This window comes from Thermoactinomyces sp. CICC 10735, from assembly GCF_016055175.1.
Lineage (GTDB): Bacteria > Bacillota > Bacilli > Thermoactinomycetales > Thermoactinomycetaceae > Thermoactinomyces > Thermoactinomyces vulgaris.
The window spans coordinates 17,981-44,327 of record NZ_JAECVT010000005.1; the positions used below are offsets into that span (position 1 = coordinate 17,981).

Annotated in this window: 33 protein-coding genes; all 33 read right to left on the minus strand. The window is 49.7% G+C overall.

All coding sequences use genetic code 11. The features are described from left to right. Positions 1-13: 13 nt before the first annotated feature. Positions 14-760, minus strand: a complete 747-nt coding sequence (map, locus tag I8U23_RS11680; protein ID WP_037997812.1) for a type I methionyl aminopeptidase — start codon at positions 758-760, stop codon at positions 14-16. Then, positions 757-1,410 carry an adenylate kinase gene (locus I8U23_RS11685; RefSeq protein ID WP_037997815.1) on the minus strand — a complete coding sequence of 218 codons (654 nt, stop codon included), beginning with the start codon at positions 1,408-1,410 and terminating at the stop codon, positions 757-759. The genes map and I8U23_RS11685 overlap by 4 nt, the downstream gene beginning before the upstream one ends. A 112-nt stretch (positions 1,411-1,522) precedes the next feature. Further along, a complete protein-coding gene (gene secY, locus I8U23_RS11690) occupies positions 1,523-2,821 on the minus strand; it encodes a preprotein translocase subunit SecY (protein ID WP_037997819.1) in 1,299 nt (432 codons plus the stop codon). Then, positions 2,821-3,261: a 50S ribosomal protein L15 gene (gene rplO, locus I8U23_RS11695; RefSeq protein ID WP_037997821.1), complete on the minus strand. Its 441-nt coding sequence runs from the start codon at positions 3,259-3,261 to the stop codon at positions 2,821-2,823. The genes secY and rplO overlap by 1 nt, the downstream gene beginning before the upstream one ends. Before the next feature lie 35 nt (positions 3,262-3,296). Then, positions 3,297-3,485, minus strand: coding sequence for a 50S ribosomal protein L30 (rpmD, locus tag I8U23_RS11700; protein ID WP_037997822.1), 189 nt, complete (start codon positions 3,483-3,485; stop codon positions 3,297-3,299). Positions 3,486-3,498: 13 nt separating this feature from the next. Further along, positions 3,499-3,966, minus strand: a complete 468-nt coding sequence (gene rpsE, locus I8U23_RS11705; RefSeq protein WP_121874459.1) for a 30S ribosomal protein S5 — start codon at positions 3,964-3,966, stop codon at positions 3,499-3,501. Positions 3,967-4,013: 47 nt separating this feature from the next. Further along, positions 4,014-4,382, minus strand: coding sequence for a 50S ribosomal protein L18 (gene rplR / locus I8U23_RS11710; protein ID WP_037997828.1), 369 nt, complete (start codon positions 4,380-4,382; stop codon positions 4,014-4,016). Positions 4,383-4,417: 35 nt separating this feature from the next. Then, a complete protein-coding gene (gene rplF / locus I8U23_RS11715) occupies positions 4,418-4,954 on the minus strand; it encodes a 50S ribosomal protein L6 (RefSeq protein WP_037997831.1) in 537 nt (178 codons plus the stop codon). Positions 4,955-4,980: 26 nt separating this feature from the next. Then, positions 4,981-5,379, minus strand: coding sequence for a 30S ribosomal protein S8 (gene rpsH, locus I8U23_RS11720; protein WP_037997834.1), 399 nt, complete (start codon positions 5,377-5,379; stop codon positions 4,981-4,983). Between the two features lie 23 nt (positions 5,380-5,402). After that, on the minus strand, positions 5,403-5,588 hold the full coding sequence (locus tag I8U23_RS11725; RefSeq protein ID WP_037997836.1) for a type Z 30S ribosomal protein S14: 186 nt from the start codon (positions 5,586-5,588) through the stop codon (positions 5,403-5,405). 33 nt (positions 5,589-5,621) lie between these two features. Beyond that, complete coding sequence (rplE, locus tag I8U23_RS11730; protein WP_037997838.1) at positions 5,622-6,164, minus strand: 50S ribosomal protein L5; 543 nt, start codon at positions 6,162-6,164, stop codon at positions 5,622-5,624. A 26-nt stretch (positions 6,165-6,190) separates the two neighbouring features. After that, positions 6,191-6,544 (minus strand): 50S ribosomal protein L24, encoded by a 354-nt coding sequence (gene rplX / locus I8U23_RS11735; protein ID WP_037997839.1) that lies wholly within the window; start codon positions 6,542-6,544, stop codon positions 6,191-6,193. Positions 6,545-6,597: 53 nt separating this feature from the next. After that, positions 6,598-6,966, minus strand: a complete 369-nt coding sequence (rplN, locus tag I8U23_RS11740; RefSeq protein WP_037997843.1) for a 50S ribosomal protein L14 — start codon at positions 6,964-6,966, stop codon at positions 6,598-6,600. A 38-nt stretch (positions 6,967-7,004) separates the two neighbouring features. Then, positions 7,005-7,271 (minus strand): 30S ribosomal protein S17, encoded by a 267-nt coding sequence (rpsQ, locus tag I8U23_RS11745; protein ID WP_037997846.1) that lies wholly within the window; start codon positions 7,269-7,271, stop codon positions 7,005-7,007. Then, on the minus strand, positions 7,268-7,480 hold the full coding sequence (gene rpmC / locus I8U23_RS11750; RefSeq protein WP_037997849.1) for a 50S ribosomal protein L29: 213 nt from the start codon (positions 7,478-7,480) through the stop codon (positions 7,268-7,270). The genes rpsQ and rpmC overlap by 4 nt, the downstream gene beginning before the upstream one ends. Beyond that, the gene (rplP, locus tag I8U23_RS11755) at positions 7,477-7,902 is read right to left on the minus strand and encodes a 50S ribosomal protein L16 (RefSeq protein ID WP_037997063.1); all 426 of its coding nucleotides are present in this window, start codon (positions 7,900-7,902) and stop codon (positions 7,477-7,479) included. Before rplP ends, rpmC begins: the two co-directional genes overlap by 4 nt. A 3-nt stretch (positions 7,903-7,905) precedes the next feature. Further along, entirely contained in the window at positions 7,906-8,568 is a 663-nt protein-coding gene (gene rpsC / locus I8U23_RS11760; RefSeq protein WP_037997062.1) for a 30S ribosomal protein S3, read from the minus strand. Positions 8,569-8,590: 22 nt separating this feature from the next. After that, positions 8,591-8,926 (minus strand): 50S ribosomal protein L22, encoded by a 336-nt coding sequence (gene rplV / locus I8U23_RS11765; RefSeq protein ID WP_037997060.1) that lies wholly within the window; start codon positions 8,924-8,926, stop codon positions 8,591-8,593. 29 nt (positions 8,927-8,955) lie between these two features. Then, positions 8,956-9,237: a 30S ribosomal protein S19 gene (gene rpsS, locus I8U23_RS11770; RefSeq protein ID WP_037997058.1), complete on the minus strand. Its 282-nt coding sequence runs from the start codon at positions 9,235-9,237 to the stop codon at positions 8,956-8,958. 39 nt (positions 9,238-9,276) lie between these two features. Further along, positions 9,277-10,110: a 50S ribosomal protein L2 gene (gene rplB, locus I8U23_RS11775; protein WP_037997056.1), complete on the minus strand. Its 834-nt coding sequence runs from the start codon at positions 10,108-10,110 to the stop codon at positions 9,277-9,279. A gap of 27 nt (positions 10,111-10,137) precedes the next feature. Further along, positions 10,138-10,425, minus strand: a complete 288-nt coding sequence (gene rplW / locus I8U23_RS11780; RefSeq protein ID WP_037997053.1) for a 50S ribosomal protein L23 — start codon at positions 10,423-10,425, stop codon at positions 10,138-10,140. After that, complete coding sequence (rplD, locus tag I8U23_RS11785; protein WP_037997051.1) at positions 10,422-11,048, minus strand: 50S ribosomal protein L4; 627 nt, start codon at positions 11,046-11,048, stop codon at positions 10,422-10,424. The genes rplW and rplD overlap by 4 nt, the downstream gene beginning before the upstream one ends. Positions 11,049-11,073: 25 nt before the next feature. Beyond that, positions 11,074-11,703 (minus strand): 50S ribosomal protein L3, encoded by a 630-nt coding sequence (gene rplC, locus I8U23_RS11790; RefSeq protein ID WP_082240741.1) that lies wholly within the window; start codon positions 11,701-11,703, stop codon positions 11,074-11,076. Positions 11,704-11,736: 33 nt separating this feature from the next. Beyond that, on the minus strand, positions 11,737-12,045 hold the full coding sequence (gene rpsJ, locus I8U23_RS11795; RefSeq protein ID WP_037997048.1) for a 30S ribosomal protein S10: 309 nt from the start codon (positions 12,043-12,045) through the stop codon (positions 11,737-11,739). Between the two features lie 261 nt (positions 12,046-12,306). Then, the gene (locus I8U23_RS11800) at positions 12,307-12,876 is read right to left on the minus strand and encodes a shikimate kinase (protein WP_049720837.1); all 570 of its coding nucleotides are present in this window, start codon (positions 12,874-12,876) and stop codon (positions 12,307-12,309) included. 136 nt (positions 12,877-13,012) lie between these two features. Beyond that, positions 13,013-13,795, minus strand: coding sequence for a type I 3-dehydroquinate dehydratase (aroD, locus tag I8U23_RS11805; protein WP_138614811.1), 783 nt, complete (start codon positions 13,793-13,795; stop codon positions 13,013-13,015). Positions 13,796-14,067: 272 nt separating this feature from the next. Continuing rightward, positions 14,068-15,255 carry an elongation factor Tu gene (gene tuf / locus I8U23_RS11810; RefSeq protein WP_037997041.1) on the minus strand — a complete coding sequence of 396 codons (1,188 nt, stop codon included), beginning with the start codon at positions 15,253-15,255 and terminating at the stop codon, positions 14,068-14,070. 110 nt (positions 15,256-15,365) lie between these two features. Next, on the minus strand, positions 15,366-17,441 hold the full coding sequence (gene fusA, locus I8U23_RS11815; RefSeq protein ID WP_198051078.1) for an elongation factor G: 2,076 nt from the start codon (positions 17,439-17,441) through the stop codon (positions 15,366-15,368). A gap of 34 nt (positions 17,442-17,475) precedes the next feature. Then, complete coding sequence (rpsG, locus tag I8U23_RS11820; RefSeq protein WP_037997036.1) at positions 17,476-17,946, minus strand: 30S ribosomal protein S7; 471 nt, start codon at positions 17,944-17,946, stop codon at positions 17,476-17,478. 45 nt (positions 17,947-17,991) lie between these two features. After that, a complete protein-coding gene (gene rpsL, locus I8U23_RS11825; RefSeq protein ID WP_037997033.1) occupies positions 17,992-18,405 on the minus strand; it encodes a 30S ribosomal protein S12 in 414 nt (137 codons plus the stop codon). 151 nt (positions 18,406-18,556) lie between these two features. Continuing rightward, entirely contained in the window at positions 18,557-18,811 is a 255-nt protein-coding gene (locus I8U23_RS11830; protein ID WP_198051079.1) for a 50S ribosomal protein L7ae-like protein, read from the minus strand. An 86-nt stretch (positions 18,812-18,897) separates the two neighbouring features. Then, a complete protein-coding gene (rpoC, locus tag I8U23_RS11835; protein WP_037997026.1) occupies positions 18,898-22,512 on the minus strand; it encodes a DNA-directed RNA polymerase subunit beta' in 3,615 nt (1,204 codons plus the stop codon). A 71-nt stretch (positions 22,513-22,583) separates the two neighbouring features. Then, positions 22,584-26,138, minus strand: a complete 3,555-nt coding sequence (rpoB, locus tag I8U23_RS11840; protein ID WP_037997024.1) for a DNA-directed RNA polymerase subunit beta — start codon at positions 26,136-26,138, stop codon at positions 22,584-22,586. Positions 26,139-26,347 lie beyond the last annotated feature (209 nt).

A 26,347-nucleotide genomic window follows, 5' to 3' on the forward strand; every position in this document is an offset into this window, starting at 1 on the left:
CCCTTCACCTGGATTACGCTTTGGTCAGAATCTCATAGCCGTCATCTGTGATCGCGATGGTATGCTCAAAGTGCGCGCAGAGAGAACCATCCACCGTTACGACCGTCCAATTGTCAGAAAGTGTTTTGACAAACCGTTTCCCATAGTTGACCATCGGCTCGACCGCAATGGTCATTCCGGATTTCAAACGGGGGCCTTTTCCGGAAATCCCGTAATTCGGGATGCTCGGACCTTCATGTAAGTTCCGGCCCACACCATGCCCGACATACTCCCGTACGATGGAAAAACCGGCTTCTTCAGCAACGGTCTGGATGGCATGCGAAATATCACCCACTCTGGCCCCGGCTTTGGCCTGCTCCAGTCCTTTATATAAAGATTCTTCCGTAACCTTCAGCAATCTTTCCGCTTCCGGACTGATCTTTCCAACCGGATAAGTCCAAGCCGAATCTCCGTGATATCCTTCATAACATGCACCGATATCCAGAGAGATAATATCTCCTTCTTTTAATTCGCGGTTTCCAGGAATCCCGTGTACCAACTCATCGTTGACGGATGTGCAGATACTGCCTGGAAAGCCATTATACCCCTTAAAGGAAGGCGTCGCACCATATCCGCTAATCACTTTTTCCGCCAGCCGGTCAAGCTCTTTGGTGGTAATCCCGGGCTGAATGGCCTTTTTTAACTCCTGATGAGTCAAATATACGATCTTTCCGGCTTCTCTCATGCGTTCGAGTTCATTGGCCGATTTGATGATAATCATGACTTCGCCCCTCGAATCACGGACATAATCTCTTTGGTTACATCTTCGATCGGCTGCTTCCCATCGACACGATGAAGTTTGCCAGTTGATTCATAATAACGCAGTAACTTTTGGATCTGCTCCATGTTGATTTTGAGACGTTCTTTCACTGTCTCAATTTTGTCATCATCCCGCTGGTAAAGTTCTCCGTTGCAGCGGTCACAAACTCCATCCACTTTTGGCGGAGCAAAAACGACATGATAAGTCGCGCCACACTCGCGGCAAATGCGTCGACCCGTCAGACGTTTCAGGAGTTCCTCCTCATCAACATCAATATAAATCACATAATCGATGGGACGATTCAACTCTTTCGTCAATTCATCCAGTGCTTCAGCTTGCGGAACCGTTCTGGGAAAGCCATCCAACATAAATCCGTTTGCACAATCATCTTTGCCCAAACGTTCACGCACAATACCGATCGTCACCTCATCAGGGACCAATTTTCCCTGATCCAGGTAAGTTTTTGCCTCCAGGCCAAGCGGCGTTTCCTCTTTCACTGCCTGGCGGAACATATCTCCGGTCGAAATATGCGGGATCTTCAACTCATCAATAATGTGCGCTGCTTGCGTCCCTTTCCCGGCCCCGGGTAAGCCCATGAGTACAATATTCATCAATATCCCTCCCGGTTCAACTGTCTACGGGTTTGGTCCGCACTTACAGAGAAAAATGGATTTGCATGCCCATATCATAGCCCCGGAAATCAATCCGGGGGATGGACAATGCTCATTTATGCATAAACCCTTTATAATGGCGTCTGATCAACTGACTTTCGATCGTTTTCATCGTTTCAAGTGCCACACCGACCACGATGAGAAGCGAGGTTCCACCAATCTGAACGGTACTGGGCAGACCCGAAAAGTTGATGAAAAAGATCGGCAAAATGGATACGGCTGCCAAAAACACAGAACCTGTCAAGGTTAAGCGATTCATCACCTTGGTCAGGTAGGTCGAAGTGTTTTTTCCAGGCCGGATCCCCGGAATAAAGCCGCCATTTTTCTTCATCTGATCAGCCAATTGAATCGGATTGATTTGCACGAAAGTGTAAAAATAAGAGAATCCGATGATCAGGATGACGTACAGAACCATTCCCAAACCAAATTGGGTGTAGGTGAAATTGGCCTGAATCCAATCAGCAACCGGATGTCCTTGCCAGAAGCTGGCGATCGTCACCGGGAACATGAGCAAAGCCAGTGCAAAGATCACCGGAATCACGCCGGCTGCATTGATTTTCATCGGAATGTGCGTCGACTGACCGCCGTACATTTTACGGCCAACCACCCGTTTGGTGTACTGTACCGGAATTCTGCGGACACCTTGTTGAATGTAAATGACCCCGATCACAACCAGGATCACGACCAGCAAAATTCCAACGGCTTTCAAAATTCCAAGGAACAGTTGGTCTTCCTGAACAAACAATGTGTTGTAAATCGCACCCACATGAGACGGGATGGCAGCCACAATTCCGGCAAAAATCAAAATGGAAATTCCATTTCCGATTCCTTTTTCCGTGATTTGTTCGCCCATCCACATCAAAAATGCGGTACCCGCTGTCAGTGTGAGAGAAATCAAAGCATAGGACCAAACGCTTTGGTCTTCAATAAAGCCGGTAATATAACGGTTGAAACCAATGGACAATCCGATGGATTGAATCAATCCCAACACAATCGTAAAGTAGCGGGTAAACTGTGCCAATTTACGGCGACCCACTTCACCTTCCTTCGCCCATCGTGCAAAGGCCGGAATGACATCCATCGTCAAAAGTTGCACAATGATCGAAGCAGTGATGTAGGGCATAATCCCCATCGCAAAAATGGAGAAGTTCGTGAAAGCTCCCCCGGAAAACGCATTGATGAGACCAAAAACACCTTGTGCTTGATCCATCAACATTTGGAGAGCCTCGGCGTTAGTGTTCGGAACCGGAATAAAACTTCCGATCCGAAATATCACTAACATCATCAAAGTATATAAAATACGCCGACGAAGATCTTCCACCTTAAAGATATTGCCCAGGTTCCGAATCATTAGATTACCTCCGTCGCTCCACCAGCGGCGTTAATTTTCTCCTGCGCTGAAGCAGAGAATTTGTGAGCTTTTACAGTCAGCTTTTTCTCCAGTTCGCCATTGCCAAGAACTTTCAATCCGCTTTTCAGGTTTTTAACAACGCCTTCTTTAACCAAGAGTTCCGGTGTCACAACGGTTCCTTCTTCAAAACGGTTCAACGTGTCCAAGTTGACGATCGCGTATTCCACACGATTCGGGTTTGTAAAACCGCGTTTCGGCAAGCGGCGGTAAATCGGCATTTGACCCCCTTCAAAACCAGGGCGTACACCGCCACCAGAACGTGCATTTTGTCCTTTTTGACCACGTCCCGAAGTTTTTCCCTGACCCGCTGCAATACCACGTCCAAGGCGTTTTTTCGCTTTACGAGCGCCGGTAGCTGGCTTTAATTCATGCAATTTCATCCCTCGCACCTCCTCTTCAGCATGTCATCCCAAAATCACTCATTGATTTCTTTGACTTCTACCAGGTGTTGCACCTTGTTCAACATCCCGCGAATCGCCGGATTGTCTTGATGCGTAACGGTTTGTTCACGTTTTTTCAAACCCAGCGTACGCAAGGTTACGCGTTGGCTTTCCGGGCGGCCGATCATGCTGCGCTTGAGGGTAATCGCCAGTTTTTTAGCCATGGTCATCCCCTCCTTATCCCAACAGTTCCTCTACGCTTTTACCGCGCAGTTTTGCTACGTCTTCCGGACGTTTCAAGTTTTCAAGTCCATTCAGTGTAGCGCGTACCATATTGATCGGGTTGTTTGAACCTGTCGATTTTGTCAGAATGTCACCAACACCCGCAGCATTCAACACGTCACGCACAGGACCTCCGGCAATAACTCCGGTACCTTTCGATGCCGGCTTCAAAAGAACTTTCCCGGCACCAAAACGGCCGATCATTTCGTGCGGAATCGTGCTTCCCAAAAGGGGCACACGAATCATATTCTTTTTCGCATTCTCAATTCCTTTGCGAATCGCTTCCGGTACTTCAGCCGCTTTTCCGATCCCTGCGCCAACTTTGCCTTTGCCGTCGCCGACAACGACAAGAGCGCTGAAACTGAAGCGACGTCCGCCTTTTACAACTTTTGCCACACGGTTAATGCTAACCACTTTTTCGATAAACTCTGATTGCGCAGCATCTCTTTTGCGCGGCTTTTCTTGTTTGCTCAAAAGTCCAGACCTCCTTCCCGTGCTCCTTCAGCCAAAGCTTTCACACGACCATGATAGATGTATCCACCGCGATCAAAAACCACTTTATTGAATCCTTTGTCCGCAGCTCGTTTCGCAATCAATTTGCCGACTTCGCGTGCCGCATCCACTGTTCCGCCATTGACACCTTTTTCTTTGATTTCTTTATCCAAGGTCGAAGCAGCTGCCAATGTGTGTCCGGCCATGTCATCAATCAATTGAGCGTAAATGTTTTTGGAAGAACGGAAAACATTCAAACGAGGACGCTCAGCGGTACCAAACACTTTGTTGCGAACACGCAAATGGCGTTTTTTCCGTCTCTCGTTACGACTTACTTTACGAATCACGGTCTAGTTCACTCCCTTCTTGATCATGCTACGGTTTACTTCCCGGTTTTCCCTTCCTTACGACGAATCACTTCATCGCTGTACTTGATTCCTTTGCCTTTGTAAGGCTCAGGCACACGGACTTTCCGGATGTTGGCGGCCATTTCACCAACAACTTGTTTGTCGATCCCTTTGACTACGACTTGTGTTTGGGAAGGGACGTCAATCTCGATTCCATCCATCGGAGTAATCTCCACCGGATGAGAATAACCGACGTTTAAGACCAGTTTGTTTCCTTTTTTCTGAGCCCGATAACCGACACCAACCAACTCAAGAGTTTTGGAGAATCCTTTGCTTACGCCTTCCACCATTCCGGCGATCAAGCTGCGGGTGGTTCCGTGTAAAGCACGGTAGGTCCGATGGTCGTTCGGACGTTCCACCACGACTTGATTCTCTTCCACCTTGATGCTGATATCGGAATGGAAGTCACGGGACAAGGTGCCTTTCGGGCCTTTCACGGTAACCTTGTTCCCTTCAACGTTTACTTCAACCCCGTTTGGGATTTCAATCGGTTTTTTCCCGATACGAGACATCACATTCACCTCCATCCGTAAACCAATTACCAGATATATGCAATGACTTCTCCGCCGACTTTTTGCTCACGGGCTTCTTTGTCCGTCAAAATCCCTTTGCTGGTGGACAAAAGAGCGATGCCCAAGCCACGCAAAACACGCGGAATTTCATTGGCTTTTACATAAACGCGCAACCCGGGTTTGCTGATCCGTTTCAATCCGGTAATCACTTTTTCATTGTTTGGTCCGTACTTCAAGAAAATCCGAATAATGCCTTGTTTGTTGTCTTCGATATATTCCGCGTCGCGGATAAAACCTTCACGTTTCAAGATCTCGGCGATTTCCCGTTTCATACGGGATGCCGGAAACTCAACACTTTCATGACGAACCATATTGGCATTCCGAATTCTTGTCAGCATATCTGCAATCGGGTCTGTCATCACCATGTGAAACCCTCCTTCCTATCCTATTACCAACTTGCTTTTTTCACGCCGGGAATCTGCCCTTTGTAGGCCAATTCTCGGAAGCAAATACGACACAGACGGAACTTACGCATCACCGAATGCGGGCGACCGCAACGTTCACAGCGCGTATAAGCACGAACTTTGAATTTCGGTTTGCGTTTCGACTTCACGATCATCGATTTTTTGGCCAAGTGATTCCCTCCCTTCAAAGTTTTGCCGTCCCGTTATTTGCGAAAAGGCATTCCCATCAATGCCAACATTTCACGCGCTTCTTCATCCGTATCGGCTGTCGTCACGATCACGACATCCATTCCACGAACTTTGTCCACTTTGTCGTAAGAGATTTCCGGGAAAATCAATTGCTCTTTCAAACCGAGGGTGTAGTTTCCGCGTCCGTCAAAGGATTTCGGAGACACCCCGCGGAAATCGCGAACCCGTGGCAGAGCCACATTGATCAGTTTGTCAAGGAAATGATACATCCGTTCACCACGAAGCGTTACTTTTGCACCAATGGGCATTCCTTCACGGAGTTTAAATCCGGCAATTGATTTTTTCGCCCGTGTCACAACAGGCTTTTGACCGGAAATCAATGTGAGGTCTTCCACTGCACCGTCCAAAGCTTTGGAGTTTTGTACAGCTTCACCCACACCCATGTTGATTACGACTTTTTCCACTTTGGGTAATTGCATGGTTGATTTGTATCCGAATTTTTTCATGAGGGCAGGAGTTACCTCATTGATATAGTGCTCTTTCAAGCGTGCTGCCATCAGGGTTAACCTCCCTTCATCAAACATTACTTGTCAAGAATTTCTCCCGATTTTTTCGCATAGCGCACTTTTTTCTTCTCGCCGTTTTTGCCTTCCACAAACTTGTAACCGACACGGGTCGGCTCTTTGGTTTTCGGATCTTCGATCATCACATTGGACACATGAATCGGTGCTTCCTGTTCAACGATCCCGCCTTGTGGATTGGCTTGGGTCGGGCGAGTGTGCTTTTTGACCATGTTGACACCTTCAACCAGCACACGGTTTTCTTTCGGCATTGCTTTAATCACACGGCCGCGAGTGTAAACTTTTTTGCCATCTGCGAAGTACGGAGCTTCTTTACCTCGCATCACAATGACCATATCACCCTTTTTGATGTGCATACCGGGCACCTCCTTACCTGCAGAAGTGTTCTGTTTTCATCTTCATGAAATCCTTAGAGTACTTCCGGTGCTAAAGAGATGATTTTCATGAAGTCGCGGTCACGCAGCTCACGGGCAACGGGTCCAAAAATCCGTGTACCGCGAGGGCTTTTATCATCTTTGATCACAACCGCGGCGTTTTCGTCAAAACGGATGTAAGAACCGTCCGGACGACGTACGGAACGGACCGTGCGTACCACCACGCACTTCACGACATCCCCTTTCTTGACAACGCCACCGGGTGTAGCTTGTTTTACAGAAGCCACAATCACATCACCGATACCGGCCGATGCTTTTTTCGATCCACCAAGTACACGAATGCACATTACTTCCTTCGCACCAGAGTTATCTGCCACACGCAAACGTGTTTGAGGTTGAATCATGACATTCCCTCCTTCCCGCTTCAATCATGCGCTTGTCATTAAACAATCACTGCTTCTTCAACGATTTCAACCAAACGCCAGCGCTTATCTTTTGAAAGCGGACGTGTTTCCATGATTCGTACAACATCCCCGACTTTTGCACGGTTTTCTTCATCATGCGCTTTGAACTTTTTGGTGTATTTCACGCGCTTCCCGTACAACGGATGCTTTTTGTAGGTTTCAACAGCGACGACGATCGTTTTATCCATTTTATCGCTGACCACTTTGCCGACACGTACTTTACGGCGACTTGTGCGCTCGTTCATCCCTGTTTCCTCCTTTCAATCCCTAGTTCGCGCTCCCGTAACACGGTTTTACAACGGGCAATATCCTTGCGAACCTGACGCAACCGGGCCGGGTTTTCCAATTGACCGGTTGCCGATTGGAAGCGGAGGTTAAACAGCTCTTCTTTGTACTGTGCGAGCTTTTGCTCGATTTCGGCGGTGGTCAATTCAATCAGCTCTTTTGCTTTCATTCGTTACCACCCGCTTCTTCACGTTTTACAAATTTGGTTTTGATCGGAAGTTTGTGAGCTGCAAGACGAATCGCTTCACGGGCCACTTCTTCCGGAACCCCTGCTACTTCAAACATCACTTTGCCAGGTTTCACAACCGCCACCCACTTTTCGGGCGAACCTTTCCCGCTTCCCATCCGTACTTCGAGGGGTTTTTGAGTGATCGGTTGATCCGGGAAAATTTTAATCCACACTTTCCCGCCACGTTTCATGTAACGGGTCATGGCAATACGGGCAGCTTCGATTTGACGGTTGGTGATCCAAGCCGGTTCAAGCGCTTGTAAACCATATTCACCGAAAGCGACTTCCGTACCGCCTTTTGCCCTCCCTTTCAAACTGGGGCGATGTGGACGGCGGAATTTCACGCGTTTTGGCATCAGCATAGGTTACTCGCCTCCTTCCGCTGCTCCTTCTTTATTTTTTTGCGGCAAAACTTCGCCACGATAAATCCATACCTTCACACCAATCCGGCCGTATGTGGTGTGTGCTTCGGCAAAACCGTAGTCAATATCTGCACGCAATGTGTGAAGCGGAACCGTTCCTTCGCTGTAACCTTCACTGCGTGCAATGTCTGCACCGCCAAGACGGCCGCTCACCAAAGTGCGAACCCCTTTTGCACCAGCACGAACCGAACGCTGAATGGCTTGCTTCATCGCACGACGGAACGAAACACGGCGTTCCAGTTGTTGTGCAATGTTTTCAGCTACCAGATATGCATCAAGCTCCGGGTTTTTCACTTCGCTGATATTGATGTGAACTTTCTTGCCGGTCAATTTTGTGAGAGCCTGACGAAGTGCTTCCACCTCAGCTCCACCTTTACCGATCACCATTCCGGGTTTCGCGGTATGAAGGGTAATGTTAATGCGATTTGCAGCACGTTCAATCTCAATTCCAGACACCGCTGCATCTTTCAGGCGTTTTTTGATATACTCACGGACTCGAATGTCTTCGTGCAAGAGATCTGCATAGTCTTTATCCGCATACCATTTGGATTCCCAGTCGCGGATCACGCCGACACGCAGACCCACCGGATTTACCTTTTGACCCAAAGCTTCATCCCTCCTTATTCAATCATTCTTTTTCAGAAACAACTACCGTAATGTGGCTTGTGCGTTTGTTGATACGGCCCGCGCCACCCCGAGCACGTGCAATGTAACGCTTCATCGTCGGCCCCTCATCTACGAAAGCTTGCTCTACATAAAGACGATTGGTGTCCATATTGTAGTTATGCTCCGCATTCGCTACGGCGGAATTCAACACTTTCTCAATAATCGGAGAGGCGGCACGAGGAGTAAAGCGTAAAATGGCAAGTGCCTCTTCTACAGATTTGCCGCGAATCAAGTCAATCACCAGACGTGCTTTACGGGGAGTGATCCGCACGTAACGAGCAACTGCTTTTGCTTTCATCATTTAACCTCCTCTCTTAACCGAAACCTCTACCGTCTTTTCGTTTTCTTGTCATCACCGGCATGCCCTCTGAAGGTCCGGGTCGGTACGAATTCACCCAATTTGTGGCCCACCATGTCTTCTGTCACATAAACCGGCACATGTTTGCGCCCGTCATGCACAGCAAACGTATGACCCACAAATTCGGGGAAAATGGTGGAACGACGAGACCATGTTTTGATCACACGTTTTTCGTCTTTTTTGTTCAGTTCTTCCACTTTTTTCAAAAGATGTGCATCGGCAAATGGCCCTTTTTTCAAGCTGCGGCCCATAAGTTCGACCTCCCTTCGAGTGAGGCTATTTCACAGCCTTTATTTACTTTTACGGCGACGAATAATATATTTGTCAGACTGCTTGTTTTTCTTGCGGGTTTTGTAACCCAGCGTCGGTTTCCCCCACGGTGTAACCGGAGATTTGCGTCCGATCGGTGCACGACCTTCCCCACCACCATGCGGGTGATCCACCGGGTTCATCACCGAACCGCGAACCGTCGGCCGTTTACCCATCCAACGAGAACGTCCGGCTTTACCCACACGGATCAATTCATGATCAATGTTTCCTACTTGACCAATCGTTGCACGACAGGTGAGAAGGATCATCCGGGTTTCACCGGAAGTCAGGCGAATGATCGCATATTTTCCTTCTTTTCCGAGCAATTGTGCAGAAGCACCTGCAGCACGCACCAATTGACCGCCGCGGCCCGGTTTCATTTCGATGTTGTGAATCACCGTACCCACCGGGATGTTTTTCAGCGGCAAGGCGTTTCCGACACGAATGTCCGCATCCGGACCGGAAACCACGGTCATTCCGACTTTCAACCCGTGCGGTGCCAGGATGTAGCGTTTTTCACCATCTTTATAATGGATCAGTGCAATGTTTGCAGAACGGTTCGGGTCGTACTCGATTGTGGCAACTTTGCCAGGAATGCCATCTTTATCACGTTTAAAGTCAATGATACGGTATTTCCGTTTATGTCCCCCACCTTGATGGCGGACCGTTAATTTCCCTTGATTGTTGCGGCCGGCTTTTCTCACCAGCGGAACAACCAATGACTTTTCCGGCTTATCCGTCGTAATCTCATCAAATGCCGAAACGGTCATATGACGACGGGACGGGGTCGTTGGCTTAAAAGATTTAATAGCCACTGCTCTTTCCCTCCTTCTTGCTTAAAATCAAACCTCGAATACTTCGATGGCCTTGCTGTCTTCCGTGAGCGTTACAATCGCTTTTTTCCGTTCGGGTCTGCGACCGCTGTAACGACCGTAACGTTTCACTTTTCCTTTTACGCGCATCGTGTTTACTTTATCCACTTTCACGCCGAAGATCTCTTCGATCGCTTTTTTCACTTCCACTTTGTTTGCGCGAGGATCCACTTCAAATACATATTTCTTTTCTTCCATCAGGTCTGTGGACTCTTCGGTGATGACCGGTCGACGAATAATGTCACGTGGGTTTTTCACTGGCCAAACACCTCCTCAATGCGATTCACAGCCCCGCGGGTGAGAATGAGTTTGTCATGATAAAGCACATCAAGAACATTCAAGCCTTCAGCCGGGATCACTTTCACTCCCGGAATGTTACGGGCGGACAGCTCTGCATTTTCTTCCACTTGATCTGCAACGATCAACGCTTTGCGATCCACACCCAGGTTTTTGAGGACTTGAACCATCTCACGGGTTTTGGGCTGTTCCATTTTCAATTCATCCAGAACGATCAGCTCGCTGTCGTTCACTTTGGAAGAAAGCGCCGATTTGATGGCGAGTCGCCGTACTTTTTTCGGCAATTTGTATGCATAGCTCCGTGGTTGCGGACCAAACACGGTGCCACCGCCAACCCACAACGGGGAACGAATGCTGCCGTGACGTGCGCGTCCGGTTCCTTTTTGTCTCCAAGGTTTTTTGCCGCCACCGCTCACAGCCGCACGATTTTTGGTTGCATGGGTACCGCGGCGCAAGGATGCTTGTTGCATGACAACGGCTTCGTGCAACACAGCTTCATTCGGGGTGATGCCAAAAACACTTTCAGAAAGCTCAATGTCCCCGACTTGCTTACCGCTCATATCTAAGACCGTTAACTTTGGCATGGATGCTCCTCCTTTCTTCACTCAATCAATTGCCTGCTTTCACAGCAGATTTGATCACAACATAACCGTTTTTCGGTCCCGGAATGGCGCCTTTGATCAAGAGCAGATTTTTCTCGGCATCAACACGAACCACTTGCAGGTTTTGTGTTGTCACCTTGTCTCCGCCCATGCGTCCGGGCAATGTTTGTCCTTTAAACACACGGCTCGGACCAACCGCACCCAAAGAACCGGGTCTGCGATGATAACGGGAACCGTGGCTCATCGGACCGCGAGATTGATTATGCCGTTTAATGGCACCGGCAAATCCTTTCCCTTTGGATGTACCTGTGACATCCACGATGTCCCCTTCGGAGAAAATATCCGCTTTGATGGTGCTTCCCAATTCATACTCATCCAAATTCACACCGCGAATCTCTTTGATGAATTTTTGGGGTTTGACGCCGGCTTTTTTCGCATGACCGAGTTCCGGCTTGTTTGCACGATGTTCTTTCTTTTCGTCAAAACCGAGTTGAACGGCCTCGTATCCGTCGGTTGCGACTTCTTTTTTCTGCAACACGACACAGGGACCTGCTTCAACCACCGTAACCGGAGTGACCACTCCGTCTTCATTGAAGACCTGAGTCATCCCGACTTTTCTACCGAGAATCCCTTTCACTTTGCACACCTCCTGCCATTACAGAATCAGAGATTACAATTTGATTTCGATATCGACACCAGACGGAAGATCCAATCTCATCAACGCATCCACTGTTTGCTGAGTTGGATTCATGATGTCAATGAGACGTTTATGAGTGCGCATTTCGAATTGCTCACGAGAATCTTTGTATTTGTGAACCGCGCGCAAAATCGTATAAACCGATTTTTCCGTCGGAAGCGGGATCGGGCCGGAAACACTGGCGCCTGTCCGCTTGGCGGTATCCACGATTTTTACCGCAGATTGGTCCAAAATGCGGTGATCGTAAGCTTTCAACCGAATGCGAATCTTTTGTTTTGCCATCTTTACCCCTCCTTCTCGCCCATTTTGAAAATGAACTTCTCCACGAAAATTTCCCGCCCGGCCATGGCAAAGGGGCCGGGTGTGTCGGCAACCTTTCGCTTCATCGCGTTCATGACAACATTCACGATTATAAAGAAAAAACAATAGATATGCAAGTTTTTTTCTTGTTTTGATTGCATCGGGGAGCCATTGTCCCATTTTTGATGAAAAAGTCCCGGAATAAAAGAGTACGGGAACCATATGGCAATTTCCTGCCGGGCGTCACGGTTTGGCTTTTTCCGATTCCCGTGCACGACGGAGAAATGCCGCAATCCGGCCGGCGGCTTGCTCGGCGTCTTTCCGGTTCGTGATGGCAATGCTTGCATGACTTAATACATACTGACGCCTTCTTTCAAAAAACAACCCTTTGATCTCTTCCATCGTTTTGTTTTGCAAAACCGGCCGGTTGTCACGGATCCGCGGATAACGTTCCTTTTTCCAATATTCCCAGGATACATCGAGGAAAACGACCAGGCCGTGTTCCAGGCAGACACGGCGCACCTCTTCCTGCAAATACGCACCGCCGCCAAGGGAAAGCACCTTCCTTTGCTCCCCCGCACACAACCTGACGATCAGATTCCGTTCCTGCCGCCGGAACCAGGCTTCCCCTTTGCGGGCAAAAATTTGCGGGACAGACATGTGAAGCACTTTTTCCAATTCCCGATCCGTATCCACAAAATCAAAGCCCAACCTCCCAGCCACCTGCTTCCCGACCGTTGTTTTTCCCGCTCCCATAAAACCAATCAGCACAAGATTTCGCTCCTGACACGAAAGACCATCCGGTTCCTTCATCTCCGCTTTCACCCTTTTCCCGCCAGTGCTGAACCCGTCAGAAGAAAGATCGGCACAGTTTTCCGGATTCCATCCAATCTCTTCCATCCAGGCCCTTTTAATTAACTAAGAGTATAAAGCGCACCCGCAAACCGTGTCAATCTTCGCCCCAGGTATACTTTCGAATGACCGGCAACAGATTTTGGACCTCTTCAACCGGCATTTGTCCCGGAGCAGAACATCGCGATCCGGCGGCAAACGTGACGGCGGACCCGTATTGCCAACCCGCCAGCCGGGTCATCGTCCCCAATCCGCCCATCGACATGGTGATTAAGGGAATTCGCACATGATGCCGCGCTTCTTCGGTTGCTCCCATTAAAACGATCACATCCTTGAAAGTGACGGGCATCACGGCCACTTTGGCAATATCCGCCCCGAACTCCCCGGCTTTTAAGATTTTATCAACCAGCACTTCTTTTGATGGAGTCTGAGCAAAATCATGGAAAGACAAAATCAAGCGGACCCCGTACTCTTTGGAAACGTTGCGGATAACCGGGATGTTCCGCTCATCCCACAACTCGTGGTCAATCAGATCCACCTGACGGGTTTGACAGACCCGCTTCATCAGGCTGATTTTTTCTGAATCCGTCAATGGGATGGGTTGCCCCCCTTCTTTTTCGGAGCGAATCGTGAACAAAAGCGGAATCTCCCCGATCATCCCCCTCATGTGCTGAACAACATCCAACACCTTTTCCGGATCGCTGATCTCTTGAAAAAAGTCCGCCCTCCACTCGATCAAATCCGGCTTTTTCCGACAAAGTTCCCTTGTCTGCTTCAGGATCTCATCCGCATCTTTGCCGACCACTGGGACACAAATACATGGCTGTCCGCCCCCGATTTCAACCTTTCGGACCGAAACGACCGTTGGCGAAATATTCATTCACCCTTCACACTCCTCTCCGCCTCTCTGCCTTTTCAGGCTGGATGCATGCGTATTGAATTTACTATACTATATCCACCCTGAAGAAAAAAACTTGCATACCGGATGATGGTGTACCCGTCCCGTTTAAAACCGCATCCGCCTCCATCGATGCCCCAAGCAACCATTCCACCGCACATTCCAAAGCAAGGAGCCGCACATCCGTGGTTTTCGGCCATAAAAAAACCGCTGCCTGATTTCAGGCAGCGGTTGTGCCAAATCCACCATTGATATTACTCAATGATTTGGGTAACGGCACCTGCACCAACGGTACGTCCACCTTCACGGATAGCGAAGCGGGTACCATCTTCAATAGCAATCGGTGCAATGAGTTCAACTTCCATTTCCACGTTGTCACCAGGCATGCACATTTCAACGCCTTCCGGCAGTTTGATAACACCGGTTACGTCCGTGGTGCGGAAGTAGAATTGCGGACGATAGTTGGAGAAGAACGGGGTATGACGTCCACCTTCTTCTTTGGACAATACATAAACTTGTGCTTTAAATTTGGTGTGCGGGTTTACGCTTCCCGGTTTTGCGAGAACTTGACCACGTTGGATTTCTTTGCGGTCAATACCACGCAACAATGCACCGATGTTGTCACCAGCTTCAGCGCTGTCGAGCAACTTACGGAACATTTCAATTCCGGTTACAACCGTTTTGCGGGTTTCATCCAAACCAACGATTTCCACTTCGTCACCTGTGTTCAGAACACCACGCTCTACACGACCGGTAGCAACGGTACCACGACCGGTGATGGTGAACACATCTTCCACAGGCATCAAGAAGGTTTTGTCGGTGTCGCGTTCCGGAGTCGGAACATATTCGTCGACGGCTTTCATGAGTTCGAGAATCGGTTGAGCATCTTCTCCGGTCGGATTTTCCAGAGCTTTCAATGCAGAACCGCGGACAACCGGAATGTCATCTCCCGGGAACTCGTACTCGCTGAGCAACTCGCGAACTTCCATTTCAACAAGCTCGAGAAGCTCTTCGTCGTCCACCATGTCGCATTTGTTCAAGAATACAACGATGTACGGAACACCCACTTGGCGGGACAGCAAGATGTGCTCACGGGTTTGCGGCATCGGACCGTCAGCTGCGGAAACAACCAGGATGGCTCCGTCCATTTGGGCAGCACCCGTGATCATGTTTTTCACGTAGTCAGCGTGACCCGGGCAGTCAACGTGAGCATAGTGACGGTTTTCGGTTTCGTACTCAACGTGAGCGGTGGAGATGGTGATTCCACGTTCTCTTTCTTCCGGAGCTTTGTCGATTTGATCGTAAGCTTGTGCTTCAGCACCACCGGTTTGAGAAAGAACGGTTGTGATTGCAGCGGTCAAAGTGGTCTTACCATGGTCAACGTGACCGATTGTTCCGATATTTACGTGCGGTTTTGTACGCTCGAATTTGGCTTTAGACATATCGAATAATCCTCCCTTTACTTAGGAATCAGTAATATTTTAATAGATTTATTGGAATCAGGGAAGCGGACATTTTTCCGCTTCTCCAGGTAGTTTAGCAGGGTTTGCCATTAAGCGCCAGTTGCTTTTTTGACAATTTCATCCGCGATGTTTTTCGGCACTTCTTCATAATGGTCAAACACCATTGTGAAGACACCGCGTCCTTGCGTGCGGGAACGCAACGTGTTTACGTAACCGAACATCTCGGCAAGCGGAACCATCGCACGGATGACTTGGCCTCCGGAACGGGATTCCATTCCTTCCACACGTCCGCGGCGCGAGTTGATGTCACCCATGACATCTCCCATGTATTCCTCCGGAACCACGACTTCCACTTTCATGATAGGTTCGAGGAGAACCGGGTTACATTTGTCCTTGGCTGCTTTCAACGCCATGGAACCTGCGATTTTAAAGGCCATTTCTGACGAGTCCACATCGTGGTAAGATCCGTCGAAGAGTGTCGCACGGATGTCCACCAACGGATAACCCGCCAACACACCGTTTTGCATGGCTTCTTCGATTCCGTTTTGTACGGCCGGGATGTATTCTTTCGGTACAACCCCACCGACAATTTTGTTGACAAATTCGAAGCCGGCGCCTTCTTCCAGCGGCTCGAATTCGATCCATACGTGACCGTATTGACCGCGTCCACCGGACTGACGCACGAATTTTCCTTCCACTTTTGCGGAAGAACGGAAGGTTTCTTTGTAGGCAACCTGAGGTGCACCCACATTCGCTTCCACTTTGAATTCGCGTTTCAGGCGGTCAACGATGATGTCCAGGTGAAGCTCTCCCATTCCGCTGATGATGGTTTGACCCGTTTCTTCATCCATTCTCGTTTTGAAGGTCGGGTCTTCTTCAGCCAGTTTGGAAAGAGCCACTGCCATTTTATCCTGGTCGCTTTTGGACTTCGGTTCAATGGCAATGTGGATCACCGGTTCCGGGAATTCCAACGATTCCAGGATGATGGGGTGTTTTTCATCGCACAGGGTTTCACCGGTGGTGGTGTCTTTGAGTCCCACCCCTGCAGCGATGTCACCGGAATAAACGGTGCTGATCTCTTCACGGTGGTTTGCGTGCATTTGCAGGATACGACCGATGCGTTCACGTTTTCCTTTGGTTGAGTTCAGTACATAGGAACCGGATTCCAATGTACCGGAATACACACGGAAGAACGTCAATTTTCCTACATACGGATCTGTCATGACTTTGAACGCCAACGCTGCAAACGGCTCGTCATCCCCGGATTTGCGGGTGGCTTCGGTGCCATCCGGCAATGTTCCTTGGATGTCCGGCACGTCGAGCGGGGACGGCAAATAATCCACGACAGCATCCAGCAACAATTGAACCCCTTTGTTTTTGTAGGAAGAACCGCAAAGAACCGGTGTGATTTCTACGTTACATGTTCCTTTGCGGAGTGCCGCTTTGATTTCATCAACGGTCAATTCTTCCCCTTCGAGGTACTTCATCATCAACTCTTCATCCAACTCAGCGACCGCTTCCACCAATGCCGTGCGGTATTCTTCCGCTTTTTCCTTATACTCTTCGGGAATGTCGCGGGCCTCGGACCGGGTTCCCAAGTCATCGAGGTAAAAGATCGCTTTCATGTTGATGAGGTCAATGATGCCTTCAAACGTGTCTTCAGCGCCGATCGGCAACTGAATCGGAACGGCATTGGCGTTCAAACGTTCACGCATTTGTTCCACGGCACCGTAGAAGTCAGCACCGATGATATCCATTTTGTTTACGTAAGCAATGCGCGGAACGCCATAGGTGTCAGCCTGACGCCATACCGTTTCGGATTGCGGCTCAACGCCACCTTTCGCACAAAAAACCCCTACAGCTCCATCCAATACACGCAGTGAACGCTCAACTTCCACGGTAAAATCAACGTGACCCGGAGTATCGATGATGTTAATCCGATGTCCTTTCCACTGAGCCGTGGTTGCGGCGGAAGTAATGGTGATTCCGCGTTCCTGCTCCTGTTCCATCCAGTCCATCGTGGCGGCACCTTCATGGGTTTCCCCGATTTTGTGCACACGCCCGGTATAGAACAGGATCCGCTCGGTGGTCGTTGTTTTACCCGCATCAATGTGAGCCATGATTCCAATATTACGTGTATTTTTTAAGGAGAATTCACGGGCCATCGGAAATTTCTCCTTTCATGTCGGCAAATTTAAATTACCAGCGATAATGTGCAAAAGCACGGTTTGCTTCTGCCATCCGGTGTGTATCTTCTTTCTTCTTCACTGCAGCTCCTGTGTTGTTTGCTGCATCCATGATTTCGTTGGCCAAACGCTCTTCCATGGTCTTCTCGCTGCGAAGACGGGCATAGTTCACGAGCCAACGCAAACCAAGGCTGGTACGGCGCTCCGGCTTGACTTCAACCGGCACTTGGTAGTTGGCACCCCCAACACGACGTGCCTTTACTTCCAATACTGGCATTACGTTTTTCAGTGCTTGTTCAAACACTTCCATCGGATCATTTCCGGAACGCTCGCGGATGATATCAAAGGCATTGTACAAAATGCGCTGAGCAACTCCTTTTTTTCCGTCATACATCAGCCGGTTGATCAGACGGGTAACCAGTTTGCTGTTGTAAATCGGATCCGGCAGCGCATCCCGACGAGGTACTGGGCCTTTACGCGGCATGCTTCTCCCTCCTTTTTATCCCATTTTGTCAAATCTTATGCTTCATTATTTTTTCGGGCGTTTGGTACCGTATTTGGAACGGCCTTGTTTCCGGTCGGTCACTCCGGCCGTGTCCAAAGCGCCACGCACAATGTGGTAACGCACACCAGGCAAGTCTTTAACACGTCCGCCACGAACCAAAACCACGGAGTGTTCTTGCAGGTTATGGCCGATTCCCGGAATGTACGCCGTCACCTCGGTTCCGTTTGTCAAACGGACACGGGCATATTTACGCAAAGCGGAGTTCGGCTTTTTCGGCGTCATCGTGCCCACACGGGTACATACTCCGCGTTTTTGCGGTGCACTTTGGTGTACAACCTCTTTTCTCAGCGTGTTGTAGGTGTATTGAAGCGCTGGTGATTTGGATTGAGATTTTTTGCTTTTACGACCTTTACGCACGAGCTGGTTAATTGTCGGCATTCTTCAGGCACCTCCCTTTGGCGCGGATTTAACTTGTTCACAAGACCACAGATCCAGGTGTTCCATCTGTGGTTATAAAAATGGGAACGACTTATGTTTCAGGAGGCCAGCCGCGCAATCACCCTGCGCGGCCAACCGTTTATATCGTCGCTCACACTTCTTTCAAAATCGCTGCCGTCGCTGCGCCGACTTCAATGCCGCAAGCTTTTCCGAGCTTTTTCATGGAGTCGACATGTTCCGCAACGATTCCTTTCTCTTTGCAAAGCATAACAATCGGTTCTGTGATTCGCGGATCCGCATCATCAGCCACAAACACCCGGGTGGCAATGCCCTGTTCAATGGCTTTCTTCGTTTGCTTGGCACCAATCGTTAACGAATTTGCTTGTTTCACTTTTTCATAAGACATGCTTGCTGCCCTCCAAAGTGAATAATTTACATCCAAGCACACGAGGATATATTACCACCATGAATGAGCAAAGTCAATAAAAAACACTATTCAATCGTTACCTTTTCCATCTCCTGTTTGTCGCTGTCCCCGACTTCATTCGCCAACTTGTATCCCATGGAACGGTAACGGTCCATACCGGTACCGGCCGGGATCAATTTCCCGATAATCACGTTTTCTTTCAATCCCAACAGACGATCCACTTTTCCTTTGATGGCGGCATCGGTCAAGACGCGGGTTGTTTCTTGGAACGATGCTGCCGACAGGAAGGAATCGGTCTCCAGTGAAGCCTTGGTGATTCCGAGCAGAACCGGACGGCCCACTGCCGGATCCCCGCCCGACAACAGTTCTCTCCGGTTGGCATCTTCGTAATCGTGAATATCCACGATGGACCCCGGCAACAAGTCCGTCGTTCCAGCATCGGTGATCCGGACTTTGCGCATCATTTGGCGAACCATGACCTCAACGTGTTTATCGTTAATTTCAACCCCTTGCAAGCGGTACACTTTTTGTACCTCGCGCAAGATATAATTTTGAACCCCGCGGGCGCCTTTGATGCGGAGCAGATCTTTCGGGTCCACCGAACCTTCGGTCAGCTCCACACCGGCTTCCACAACATCACCCACGTCCACTTTCAGCCGTGCGCCGTACGGAACGACATGAACTTTGGATTCCACCGCTCCTTCAATTTCGATTTCACGGCGATCCTTGGTTTCGCGGATGTCTTTGACCGTACCGGCAATTTCACTGATGACCGCCTGACCTTTTGGATTCCGGGCCTCAAACAGCTCTTGAATCCGTGGCAAACCTTGGGTGATGTCGTCTCCGGCCACCCCGCCTGTATGGAACGTCCGCATCGTCAGCTGGGTTCCGGGTTCACCGATCGATTGGGCGGCAATGATTCCGACGGCTTCACCGACTTCCACCGGCGTACCCAAGGCCAGGTTGCGTCCGTAACATTTTTTGCACACCCCGTGTCGGGTCCGGCATGTCAGCACCGAACGGATGACTACTTCTTCGATGCCAGCATCCACAATTTCTTTGGCGATGTCTTCATCGATCAATTCATTCCGGCGGACAATCACTTCACCCGTTTCCGGATGACGAACCGTTTGGAAGGAAACCCGTCCCACGATCCGGTCATACAGTTCCTCAATCACTTCATTGCCTTCGGCCAGTTTGGTCACGGAAATTCCTTTATCCGTACCGCAGTCGTCTTCACGCACAATCACATCTTGAGCCACGTCGACCAAACGGCGGGTCAAATAACCGGAGTCTGCCGTTCTGAGGGCGGTATCCGCCAAACCTTTCCGTGCACCGTGTGTTGAAATAAAGTACTCCAACACGGTCAGCCCTTCACGGAAGTTGGTACGAATCGGCTGTTCAATGATCTTACCGGCCGGGTTTGCCATCAGACCGCGCATTCCCGCCAGCTGGGTGATTTGCGACACGTTCCCCCGCGCACCGGAGTTGGCCATCATATAAATGGGGTTGAATTTGCCCATATTCTTCATCAGGACGTCCGTGATTTGGTCTTTGGCCTGGCTCCAGATCGAAATGACGCGTTCATACCGTTCATCGTCGGTGATCAGACCGCGACGGTATTGCTTGAGGACTTTTTTAACCTCTTCGTCTGCCTTGGCCAGAATGTCTTTCTTTTCTTCCGGAACCGTGACATCGGAAACGGAAATCGTGATTCCCGCTTTGGTGGAATACTTGTATCCCAACTCTTTGACTTTGTCCAGAACCTCAGAGGTCACCGTTGTTCCAAAACGGCGGAAACACTCGGCAATAATCGTTCCGAGGTGTCCTTTTTTCAAAGCGGACGGTTCCTCTATATTCTGGATGAATTCTTTCACGTTGGTTCCTTTTTCGAAAATGAAATACTTGTCCGGAGTGCGTACCAGGTTTTCTTTGGAAGGTTCATTGATATACGGGAAATCTGCCGGGAAAATTTCGTTGAAAATCAATTTCCCGACGGTTGTCACCAAGAGTGCGTCCTTTTGCTTTTCCGTAAAGACGTTTTTGCCCACGTTTTTCGCCGGAATCGCAATCCGCGAATGCAAAGTGACATAACCGTGATCGTATGCATTGATCGCTTCGGAAATGGAGTAGAACACACTTCCTTCTCCGGGATCGTTTCTTTTTTCCAGCGTCAGATAGTAAGAACCGAGAACCATGTCTTGTGAAGGCGTGACTACCGGTTTGCCGTCTTTCGGGTTCAAAATGTTTTGTGCCGCCAACATCAACAGACGGGCTTCCGCTTGCGCCTCAGCCGAAAGGGGCACGTGAACCGCCATTTGGTCCCCGTCAAAGTCCGCGTTATAAGCCGTACATACGAGCGGGTGCAAACGGATGGCACGCCCTTCGACCAAGACCGGCTCAAACGCTTGGATTCCCAGACGGTGCAACGTCGGCGCACGGTTCAACAGAACCGGATGCTCTTTGATCACGTCCTCCAAGACATCCCAAACTTCGGGATGGACGCGTTCCACTTTCCGTTTAGCACTTTTGATGTTGTGGGCCAGCCCTCTTGCCACCAACTCTTTCATGACAAACGGTTTAAAGAGCTCCAAAGCCATTTCCTTGGGCAAGCCGCATTGGTACATTTTCAAGTGGGGTCCGACGACGATTACCGAACGGCCGGAATAGTCGACCCGTTTTCCGAGCAGGTTTTGACGGAAACGTCCTTGTTTCCCTTTCAACATATGCGACAACGACTTCAGCGGGCGGTTTCCCGGACCGGTCACCGGACGACCGCGACGGCCGTTATCGATCAAGGCGTCGACCGCTTCCTGCAACATTCTTTTCTCGTTTTGCACGATGATATCCGGAGCACCCAAATCCAACAAACGTTTTAAGCGGTTGTTCCGGTTAATCACCCGGCGATACAAATCGTTCAGGTCGGAAGTGGCAAACCGTCCGCCATCCAGTTGGACCATCGGTCTCAGTTCCGGAGGAATCACCGGCAAAACATCCAAAACCATCCATGCCGGATCATTTCCGGAGGTGCGGAATGCTTCCAGCACTTCCAAACGTTTGATCGCACGGTTGCGTCTTTGCCCTTGTGCGGTTTGCAGTTCCTCTTTCAGTGCCTCGACTTCTTTATCCAGATCAATTTCGGAAAGCAACCGTTTGATCGCTTCGGCCCCCATCATGGCTGTAAATGCGGAACCGTATTTTTCGCGGTAAGTACGGTATTCTTTTTCCGACAACAATTGTTTTTTCTCCAGCGGGGTCGATCCCGGATCCACGACCACGTAGGAAACGAAGTAAATCACTTCTTCCAGTGAACGGGGAGACATATCCAGAACCAGACCCATCCGGCTGGGAATTCCTTTGAAGTACCAAATATGGGAGACGGGTGCGGCCAATTCGATATGCCCCATGCGTTCGCGGCGCACTTTCGAACGGGTTACTTCCACACCGCACCGGTCACAAACAACCCCTTTATACCGGACCCGTTTGTACTTTCCGCAGTGACACTCCCAGTCTTTGGTCGGACCAAAGATTTTTTCACAAAACAAGCCTTCTTTTTCCGGCTTTAACGTACGATAGTTGATCGTTTCGGGTTTTTTCACCTCACCACGGGACCAGGAACGGATCTTCTCGGGCGAGGCGAGACCAATTTTCATAAATTCAAAGTTATTTACATCGAGCATTGGGCGATTCCTCCCTCAGGATTCATCCCGTTGTGCGTAAGGAGAGCGTTTCACACGCTCCCCCTTTCGCACTACGAAGAAGAGTTGGATTTATTGCCTTCATCGACCGACAAATCAAATCCTAACTTTTCATTGGCCGGTTCATCTTCTTCATCCAGTTCGCGCATCTCAATTTCCTGCTCATCGCCGGCAAGGATCTTGACATCCATACCCAAGCTTTGCAGTTCTTTGATGAGAACTTTGAATGATTCGGGAACACCCGGCTCTGGCACATTTTCACCTTTGACAATCGCTTCATACGTTTTCACACGACCGACGACATCGTCTGACTTCACAGTGAGAATTTCCTGCAAGGTGTGGGCTGCACCGTAAGCTTCCAGCGCCCATACCTCCATCTCACCGAACCGCTGACCGCCAAACTGCGCTTTACCTCCAAGCGGTTGCTGGGTAACCAGTGAGTACGGTCCGGTTGAACGGGCGTGAATTTTATCGTCAACCATGTGAGCCAGCTTGATCATATACATAACCCCGACCGTGACGCGGTTTTCAAACGGTTCACCCGTCCGGCCGTCGTACAGGATGGTTTTCCCGTCCCGGCTAAGTCCGGCCTCTTCCAACGTGTCAAAGACATCGTTCTCGGTCGCACCGTCAAAGACCGGTGTCGCCATATGAAGCCCCAAAGCTTTTGCAGCCATCCCAAGGTGGACTTCCAGAACCTGTCCGATATTCATCCGTGACGGAACCCCTAGCGGGTTCAACACCACTTCAACCGGCGTGCCGTCGGGCAAAAACGGCATGTCTTCTTCCGGCAGAACTTTTGCGATAACCCCTTTGTTTCCATGGCGTCCCGCCATTTTGTCCCCTTCGGAAATCTTCCGTTTTTGGGCGATGTACACGCGAACCAGTTGGTTGACGCCAGGCGGCAACTCATCTCCGTTTTCCCTGGTAAACACTTTTACATCGACAACGATTCCGGATTCTCCATGGGGAACGCGCAGTGAGGTGTCGCGAACTTCCCGCGCTTTTTCACCAAAGATGGCGTGCAACAAGCGCTCTTCCGCGGTCAGTTCGGTCATTCCTTTCGGAGTGACTTTCCCCACGAGGATGTCGCCGGGTTTGATTTCAGCCCCCACGCGGATGATTCCGCGTTCATCCAGATTTTTCAGCGCATCTTCCCCGACATTGGGAATATCCCGTGTGATTTCTTCCGGTCCCAATTTGGTATCCCGTGCTTCGCTTTCGTATTTTTCAATGTGAATCGATGTGTAAACATCTTCTTTCACAAGCTTTTCACTTAACAAGATCGCGTCCTCGTAGTTGTAACCTTCCCACGTCATGAACGCGACAACCACATTTTGTCCCAGGGCCAATTCCCCTTGTTCGGTTGAAGGACCGTCCGCCAGCGTGTCACCGGCTTTCACTTTCTCCCCGTACTTGACAACCGGACGCTGGTTGATGCAGGTTCCCTGGTTGGAACGGGCAAACTTCGTCAGCTTGTACTTGTCGATGTCCCCTTCAACCACGCGGCCGTCCACTTCTTCCTCATGGCGGACCCATACTTCATCCGCTGTAACCCGCACAACGGTGCCGGGCCGTTTGGCACGAATCATGACCCCCGAATCCCTGGCGGCAATATGTTCCATGCCGGTCCCGACAAACGGTGCTCTCGGGCGGAGCAACGGAACGGCTTGACGCTGCATGTTCGATCCCATCAACGCACGGTTGGAGTCGTCGTTTTCCAAGAATGGAATACATGCCGTTGCCACCGACACGACCTGTTTCGGGGAAACGTCCATGTAATCGACCCGATCCCGCGGAACGGTAATCGTTTCATCTTGGTAACGGACGGTCACCGTTTCATGGGCAAAGGTTCCATCCTCGTTCAGTTCTGCGTTGGCTTGGGCAACATAGAAATGGTCTTCTTCATCCGCAGTCAGATAATCAATTTGATCCGTCACCTTTCCGGTTTCGGGATCGACCCGGCGGTAAGGCGTCTCGATAAAGCCGTACTCATTGACCCGTGCATATGTCGATAAAGAGTTGATCAGCCCGATGTTCGGACCCTCAGGAGTTTCGATCGGACACATCCGACCATAGTGTGAGTGGTGAACGTCACGCACTTCCATCCCTGCGCGCTCCCGGGTCAAACCACCGGGACCCAAGGCTGACAAACGGCGTTTATGCGTCAACTCAGCCAGCGGGTTGGTCTGATCCATGAATTGGGACAACTGGCTGCTGCCGAAAAACTCTTTGATCGCGGCAATCACCGGACGAATGTTAATCAGCGCTTGCGGTGTGATGGCATTGGCATCCTGGATGGACATCCGTTCACGTACCACACGCTCCATCCGGGACAAACCGATCCGGAATTGGTTTTGCAACAATTCCCCGACGGAACGCAGACGGCGGTTTCCGAGATGGTCAATGTCATCCGTTGAGCCAACCCCGTGCAACAAGTTGATAAAGTAGTTAATGGAAGCCAAAATATCCGCAGCGGTAATGTGTTTGACCGAGTCATCCACTTCCCCGTTCGAAATGACTTTGATCACTTTTCCGTCTTCCAACGGGGAGAAAATATTGATGGATTGCAACTCAATCGTTCCGTCTTCCGGCACGCCTCCACGCACTTTGTAGGACTTGTAACCGTATGCCTTTTCCCCGGTGAGATAAGGCATCAACTTGTCCAACACGCGGCGCTCCAAGACTTGTCCGGCTTCGGCCAAAATTTCGCCGGTTTCTGCATCCACAATGGGTTCAGCCAGTTTTTGATTGATCAAACGGTTTTTGATATGCAGTTTTTTATTGATTTTATAGCGTCCGACACTTGCCAAGTCATACCGTTTCGGGTCAAAAAATCTCGCATAAAGCAGACTGCGGGCATTTTCCGCGGTTGGCGGTTCACCCGGACGCAAACGTTCATAAATTTCAATCAGCGCTTTTTCAGTATTCCCCGTGTTGTCTTTATCCAGGGTGTTGCGGATATACTCGTCATCCCCCAACAACTCGAGGATTTCCGCATCACTGCTGAATCCGAGCGCACGCAAAAGAACCGTCACCGGAATTTTCCGTGTACGATCAATGCGAACATAAATGATATCTTTGGCATCGGTTTCCAACTCAAGCCAAGCGCCACGATTTGGAATTACTGTGGCAGTATAAGTCGGTTTCCCGTTTTTATCGACTTTCGTGTTATAATACACACTGGGCGAACGAACCAATTGGCTTACAATGACTCGTTCTGCGCCGTTGATGATAAAGGTTCCGGTTTCTGTCATGAGCGGGAAGTCACCCATAAACACTTCCTGTTCCTTGACTTCACCGGTTTCTTTGTTGATCAGGCGAACTTTCACGCGCAACGGTGCTGCATAGGTAACCTGGTGATCTTTTGCTTCCTCCACGGTATACTTGGGTTCGCCCAAGCTGTAATCGATAAATTCCAACACCAGATTCCCCGTGAAATCTTCGATAGGCGAAATGTCGCGGAACATTTCCCGCAAACCTTCATCCAAAAACCATTGGTATGACTTCAATTGAATCTCAATCAGATTCGGTAGTTCCAAAACCTCGTTAATGCGAGCATAACTACGACGTTGCCGACGACCACACGGGATCATTTTACCAGCCAAATAAACTCCCCCCTCGCACCCAGTCAAAACCGCTTTCCAAATGCGGTTGTCAAAGTAAAAAAAGAAAATGAGTGATATTGAACCTCATTTTTACCTAGAAGCAGTCTATTTACCTATTTTATCCAGTTGGATCGCGCAATAAACCAACCGGTTTTCACACAACCGTTTTCAATGATTCTATGAGTTCAAAGACACTTTCTGCAATTTAA

Excerpts from the sequence above, each read along its gene's own strand:
- tuf (WP_037997041.1), bottom strand. The coding sequence starts at position 15,255 with ATGTCTAAAGCCAAATTCGAGCGTACAAAACCGCACGTAAATATCGGA.
- fusA (WP_198051078.1), bottom strand. The coding sequence starts at position 17,441 with ATGGCCCGTGAATTCTCCTTAAAAAATACACGTAATATTGGAATCATG.
- rpsL (WP_037997033.1), bottom strand. The coding sequence starts at position 18,405 with ATGCCGACAATTAACCAGCTCGTGCGTAAAGGTCGTAAAAGCAAAAAA.
- rpmD (WP_037997822.1), bottom strand. The coding sequence starts at position 3,485 with ATGGCTAAAAAACTGGCGATTACCCTCAAGCGCAGCATGATCGGCCGC.
- rpsS (WP_037997058.1), bottom strand. The coding sequence starts at position 9,237 with ATGGGCCGCAGCTTGAAAAAAGGGCCATTTGCCGATGCACATCTTTTG.
- rplN (WP_037997843.1), bottom strand. The coding sequence starts at position 6,966 with ATGATTCAACCTCAAACACGTTTGCGTGTGGCAGATAACTCTGGTGCG.
- rplD (WP_037997051.1), bottom strand. The coding sequence starts at position 11,048 with ATGCCAAAGTTAACGGTCTTAGATATGAGCGGTAAGCAAGTCGGGGAC.
- rpmC (WP_037997849.1), bottom strand. The coding sequence starts at position 7,480 with ATGAAAGCAAAAGAGCTGATTGAATTGACCACCGCCGAAATCGAGCAA.
- aroD (WP_138614811.1), bottom strand. The coding sequence starts at position 13,795 with ATGAATATTTCGCCAACGGTCGTTTCGGTCCGAAAGGTTGAAATCGGG.
- rpsJ (WP_037997048.1), bottom strand. The coding sequence starts at position 12,045 with ATGGCAAAACAAAAGATTCGCATTCGGTTGAAAGCTTACGATCACCGC.
- rplP (WP_037997063.1), bottom strand. The coding sequence starts at position 7,902 with ATGCTGATGCCAAAACGCGTGAAATTCCGCCGTCCACATCGCCCCAGT.
- rpsH (WP_037997834.1), bottom strand. The coding sequence starts at position 5,379 with ATGGTGATGACAGACCCGATTGCAGATATGCTGACAAGAATTCGGAAT.
- rpsQ (WP_037997846.1), bottom strand. The coding sequence starts at position 7,271 with ATGAACGAGCGCACAAGTCGCCGTAAAGTACGTGTCGGCAAAGTGGTC.
- I8U23_RS11800 (WP_049720837.1), bottom strand. The coding sequence starts at position 12,876 with ATGAAGGAACCGGATGGTCTTTCGTGTCAGGAGCGAAATCTTGTGCTG.
- rpoC (WP_037997026.1), bottom strand. The coding sequence starts at position 22,512 with ATGCTCGATGTAAATAACTTTGAATTTATGAAAATTGGTCTCGCCTCG.
- map (WP_037997812.1), bottom strand. The coding sequence starts at position 760 with ATGATTATCATCAAATCGGCCAATGAACTCGAACGCATGAGAGAAGCC.
- I8U23_RS11830 (WP_198051079.1), bottom strand. The coding sequence starts at position 18,811 with ATGTCTTATGAAAAAGTGAAACAAGCAAATTCGTTAACGATTGGTGCC.
- rplF (WP_037997831.1), bottom strand. The coding sequence starts at position 4,954 with ATGTCTCGTATCGGGAAAAAACCGATTGAAATCCCAAACGGGGTTGAA.
- rpsG (WP_037997036.1), bottom strand. The coding sequence starts at position 17,946 with ATGCCGCGTAAAGGCCCAGTACCTCGTCGGGATGCGCTGCCGGATCCG.
- rplO (WP_037997821.1), bottom strand. The coding sequence starts at position 3,261 with ATGAAATTGCATGAATTAAAGCCAGCTACCGGCGCTCGTAAAGCGAAA.
- rplE (WP_037997838.1), bottom strand. The coding sequence starts at position 6,164 with ATGGCAGCACGCTTGAAAGAGCACTATATCAATGAGGTAACTCCTGCC.
- rplX (WP_037997839.1), bottom strand. The coding sequence starts at position 6,544 with ATGCACATCAAAAAGGGTGATATGGTCATTGTGATGCGAGGTAAAGAA.
- secY (WP_037997819.1), bottom strand. The coding sequence starts at position 2,821 with ATGATTCGGAACCTGGGCAATATCTTTAAGGTGGAAGATCTTCGTCGG.
- I8U23_RS11685 (WP_037997815.1), bottom strand. The coding sequence starts at position 1,410 with ATGAATATTGTACTCATGGGCTTACCCGGGGCCGGGAAAGGGACGCAA.
- rplV (WP_037997060.1), bottom strand. The coding sequence starts at position 8,926 with ATGAAAGCAAAAGCAGTTGCTCGTTACGTGCGGATCACTCCCCGTAAA.